Origin of the sequence: Lactobacillus apis (assembly GCF_002837055.1) — a bacterium.
GTDB lineage: Bacteria > Bacillota > Bacilli > Lactobacillales > Lactobacillaceae > Lactobacillus > Lactobacillus apis.
This window is the reverse complement of record NZ_PDKP01000029.1, coordinates 1-4,800: the sequence shown is the minus strand read 5'-3', so window position 1 is coordinate 4,800 and position 4,800 is coordinate 1. Positions and strand designations below refer to the sequence as shown.

The 4,800-nt window shown below is 35.8% G+C and carries 3 protein-coding genes and 1 pseudogene; 2 read left to right on the top strand and 2 right to left on the bottom strand.

Annotation, left to right across the window (positions count from 1 at the left end):
* Positions 1 to 171: pseudogene (locus CRG87_RS08160) on the bottom strand (replication-associated recombination protein A); the annotation flags it as partial.
* Positions 172 to 332: 161 nt separating this feature from the next.
* Between CRG87_RS08160 and CRG87_RS07440 the strand changes: the two are divergent.
* The gene (locus CRG87_RS07440; RefSeq protein ID WP_074426086.1) at positions 333 to 1,856 is read left to right on the top strand and encodes an SLAP domain-containing protein; all 1,524 of its coding nucleotides are present in this window, start codon (positions 333 to 335) and stop codon (positions 1,854 to 1,856) included.
* Between the two features lie 197 nt (positions 1,857 to 2,053).
* On the top strand, positions 2,054 to 3,577 hold the full coding sequence (locus CRG87_RS07435) for an SLAP domain-containing protein (RefSeq protein ID WP_074426087.1): 1,524 nt from the start codon (positions 2,054 to 2,056) through the stop codon (positions 3,575 to 3,577).
* Positions 3,578 to 3,641: 64 nt separating this feature from the next.
* On the opposite strand, the gene CRG87_RS07430 is transcribed toward CRG87_RS07435, so the two are convergent.
* Positions 3,642 to 4,800, bottom strand: a 1,159-nt coding sequence (locus tag CRG87_RS07430) for a BspA family leucine-rich repeat surface protein (RefSeq protein WP_133125496.1), incomplete at its 5' end; no start/stop codon positions are given.

The window sequence follows — 4,800 nt, the reverse complement described above, 5'->3', positions numbered from 1 at the left end:
ACCCCAAAAAATCATTGAAGAAACTTGATTATTATCAATAATTTCCCGCAATATTTTTCCTGGTCCCAAAAGTTGTTCCTGTCCTACAAATTGATCTAGATTTTGGGGACGTACACGGTTAGCTAATGGCTCATTTTCACCATTATTTGCAAACAATGATTCTTGCTTCATTATTACATCTTCTTTATTTACTTCTAAACACTTACTTACCCTAATTATACAAGTATTTGTCCGCTAGCAAAAATAAAAGAACATTGGTTTGCTCTAACTTTATTAACTAGTCCACGTTATAATTATATTGGGTACAACGTCACATATAATAAGGTGAAAATATGAAATTTTTTAAGAAAATTGGTCTTGGTATAGCCGCAGCAGTATTAACAATTAGTCCACTGCTGCCAAGTCTAAATCATGTTCAAACAGTCCAAGCTGCGCCAAAAACAAAAAAACTAGCTAAAAACAGAATTACTTTAGTTAATGACGCACCCGTATATAATCAATATGGTCAAAGACTTAAAGCAAGAAAAAACGGGAATTATTCTGTAATTGAAGTAGATGTTAATGGTTTCTGCTATGTTTCCTCTTTTGATGTCGACTCCTTAGATTATTACGGCACAATAATGATTAATGGGCAAAAATACTATAAAATTGGTCAAGGAGAATATATTAATGACGGTGATGTCAATAACGTTAACGGCAAAAGCTCTAAGACCGGTAAGCTGGTTTTGAATCACAGATCTGCAATCTATACTAAAACCGGTAAACTAAAAGGCGAAACTCTACCAGTCAAATCTGTCGTTAACTATCAGGGGCAGGTTAAGCAAACTCAATCCAAGCAAAAATATTACTTTGAAAAATTTAACGTTTCTGAGCAAAAGGCAACCTTTTATTATTTGCCGACAGAAACAGTTAATGGTAAAGACTGTTATGCAATAGGGAAAAATCGTTATATTAGCGCAAATAACGTTGATAGCATAGATGGGTATCCTCTTATGTATAATGGCGTTACTTATGCTACTGTTCTCAAAAAGACGTCAACTCAAACATTAGCCAATGATTCTACTAAGCACGTTCTAAAAAAGGGTCAAAAAATCAAAGTTGATTTAGCGGTTGCGCCTTGGGCAGAAGATTTTGAAGGCTATATCTATCGCCTGCACGATTATCCTAACGAATATATTGGTCAAAGTTACATTAAATTGAGAAACTATTTGCCAACATCAAGTTACGATGAACTTACATTCACCTATGTAAGGCCTAATACTACGACAAATACTAAATTCTATAATTTTGACGGTACTCCAACAGGTATCAGTTACAGGAACCGTGAGCAAAACCTCTTGACCGTTGATGGTCTTTATTACTTATGGGTACCTAGCGAAAACAAAGCAGAACTGTTTTATCACTTTTTAACCTACAGAATAGACAGAAGCTATTTTGTTAATAACGACGGCACTGACCTTAAAAAACCAGAGTTTGATAAAAACAATAAACTAATTGAATCGACAGAAGATAAGATGCGTTATACTAACAGCTTCGTCAAAGCTAGTGAAGTTACTTTTGCAAGCGGAATTAAACTTACTCCTCTCAATACTGCTAAAGATGCTGAGAACGATCAGAAAGTAGCAACAAATAAGGATAAGCAAGAATTGCAAAGAAAATTTGAGGAAAATAAGAATAACAAGAATGTTAAGTGTGAGCAACAAAGTGCAGTAAGTAATTATAATAATGCTTTGATGATTGCTTCTTCTATTTTACAATCTCCAAAAGCAACGATTGCACAAGTAAAACAGACAATTTGGCTACTTGACACAACCAAAATTCAATTAAGTACTTTAAACTTCGCTGAATGGAGTTAAATTAAAAAAATGGAGTTAGTCCACCAAATAAGAGTGGTTTAACTCTATTTTTATTGCTTAATTTGAAAACTAACTAAATCACGCGAAAATATTGAAAGCCACGCAAAAGTTTAGGTAATTTATATAATAAAACCATTTTAAATATCAGTTTAGGGTACAATAATATTAACTTAAGAGATTTTTTGTGAGGTCATAAAATGAAATTTTTCAAGAAAGTTGGCATTGGCTTAACAGCCCTGGCCCTATCCACCACTCTATTTTTGCCATATACCGCTAACCCCCAAACAGTAGAAGCAGCTCAGAAAATCAAAGGAAAAGTCACGCTGCTTGAGAGCGATTATGTTTACAACCCGTCAGGCCATAAAATAAAATTGAAGCAAAATCGGGGTACACATAGCTATAACATTCCTAACGGCTTTAGCGCTGATCCCAAAGGCTATTTAACTACAGAAATGATAGTTTATGATGATGACAGTAGAACCAGTTATCCCTACTACGGCACTAAAAAAATTAACGGACAAAAATTTTACTACTTAGGGCATAACTATTACATTAATAGTGCTAATGTTTTAAAAGTCAATGGGCGCAATATCACACAAGGTAAATTGACTATCAAACACGATGCACTGATTTACACCAAGACTGGCAAAACAACGGGAAAGAAACTAAGAGCTAATACAGTTGTTAAGTACCAAGGAAAAGCTAAGACTGCTACTAAAACACCCAAATATTTTTACTACCTTAAGGATGTCGCAAGGTACTTCCAGCCTAAATACGTATCTACCCACAAAATAAAAGGAAAATATTTTTACTCTTTAGGACATAATAGTTACATTAAAGCAGCTAACGTCGGCTACATTAATGGTCACATTGCTCGCTACAACGGTGTTTCGTCAGCGACTGTTCTTAAGAACACCGCCAGCATAACGGTAAATTATTCTGCCGTTAAACGTAAACTGAAAAAAGGACAGAAAATTAAACTTGATTTAACTGTTATTCCTTACCAAAATGATGGCTTTGAGGGTTATCTTTACAGACTGCACGACTATCCGGATGAATATGTTGATGAGAACGATGTTAAATTGAAAAAGAATTTGCCTATCATTGACTATCGCGACTTAGTTTATACTTACGTTACGCCAGTGACAGACAACAGCGCTGAACTTTATGACACAGCTGGCAAGACAATTGGTAAACGCATTATAAAGCCACAATACAGTAATCTGAAAGTTGATGGCTTAATGTATCTCTGGGTACCCGAGGAAAATAAGGCGGAACTGTTTTATCATTGTTTAAATTACAGTGACGCTAGTGTGATTGATGCCAACCAACCAAACCCGGTGCCAAATTCAGAGCCAACTTACCCTGCAAAAAAGCAAGCACTAATCTATGGCAATAACTTCATTAAGGTGAACGATGTGAGATACATCAGCGGGTTAAAGCTTAAAGCCCTGAATACAATTGCGCAGGCTGAAAATGGGCAAAAGATTGCGACAGGAGCTGACAAACAGGAACTGCTCACACTTTTTAATGAAGGAAAAGATCTAGCACAAAATAGCGCTTATCATGATCTTATGTCTAATTATGATTGTGCCTTAAGAAACGCTTCTGCTATGTTAAGGTCTAATAAGGCAACTGTCACACAGGTAGATGAGGCTGTCTGGTATGTTAAAACCGCTAAAAAGCAGCTGACAACTATGTCTACTCCGCCGGGTGATTAATTTTTTAACATAAACAAAAAGACTAATTCGTAATTAAAAAACGAACTAGCATTTTTTGTCTTATCTATTTAAGCTTGAACCCTTCAGGCAGCTGGGGCTTTTTGCCATTATACATGACATAAGTTTCTTTAGGGCTCTTTTTAGCCGAATGGTTATACAGTTTAAGTAGCTGCTTTACAGTATACTTTTTGCCCTTAGGCTTAGTAATTGTACCTTTGCCAACAGCTTGAATATGTTTAAATCCTTGACCTACTCCTGAACTCTTACGTATGCGATAATGCCCGAGCTTGACAACAAAGCCTTTTGAATTACCAGCATTTTTCAAAATCTGACTATTATGGATATTAAAATGGCTTAAATCAACTCCAGCGAGCTTTTGATCATTAGCAAACATTTCCGTTGAATCATACATTTTTGGTAACCGCCAGCCACGTAGATCAACAAAAACAAGATTATCACAGTCCATAAACATTTGGCTAACTCTGGTAACTTGGCGTGTATCCCAAGTATGCAGGTCAAGCTGCTCAAGACTTTTTGCGCCCTTAAACATTCTAAGCATATCAGTAACGTTGGTAGTATTAAAGTGTCTCAAGTCAATGTCTTTTAGACTGCTGTCGCCATTGAACATTGAATTCATCCAGCGTACATTCTTGGTGTTCCAGCCCGTTAAATTGAGTTCGGCCAAAGAGCTGTCTCCAGAAAACAGCGAGATCATATTAGTAACGCTACTGGTATCAAAACTACTTAAATCCAAACTAGCAACCGTCGGATTGTGGGCGAACATTTTTTCCATATCTTTAACTTTACTAGTATCAAAGTGGCTGAAATTTAGCTGATCTAAATGAGCGAATTTTGCAAACATTCCCGACATATCTGTAACATTACCAGTATTAAAGCCACTTAAGTCAAGTTTAGTTAAGTCAGAACACCCTTGAAACATACTTTTCATGCTAGTGACGTTTTTGGTGTTCCAATTAGTTAAATCCAGATGGTTGATGGCACTACCCGAAAACATTCTCTCCATATTAGTCACTTGACTGATATCAAAACTACTCAGATCAAGACTTGACAGATTTTCGGTACTGAAAAACATTCTAGACATATTTTTAACTTTACTAGTGTTAAAGTGCTTAAGATTTAGTTCAGGAACTTTTACTTCAGCAAACATACCAGCCATGTTAGTGACATTACTGGTATCAAAATTAGCTAGATCAAGTTCTACC

What these genes read in the sequence shown, in the direction of transcription:
- CRG87_RS07440 (WP_074426086.1), top strand. Translation starts at nt 333, where the DNA reads ATGAAATTTTTTAAGAAAATTGGTCTTGGTATAGCCGCAGCAGTATTA.
- CRG87_RS07435 (WP_074426087.1), top strand. Translation starts at nt 2,054, where the DNA reads ATGAAATTTTTCAAGAAAGTTGGCATTGGCTTAACAGCCCTGGCCCTA.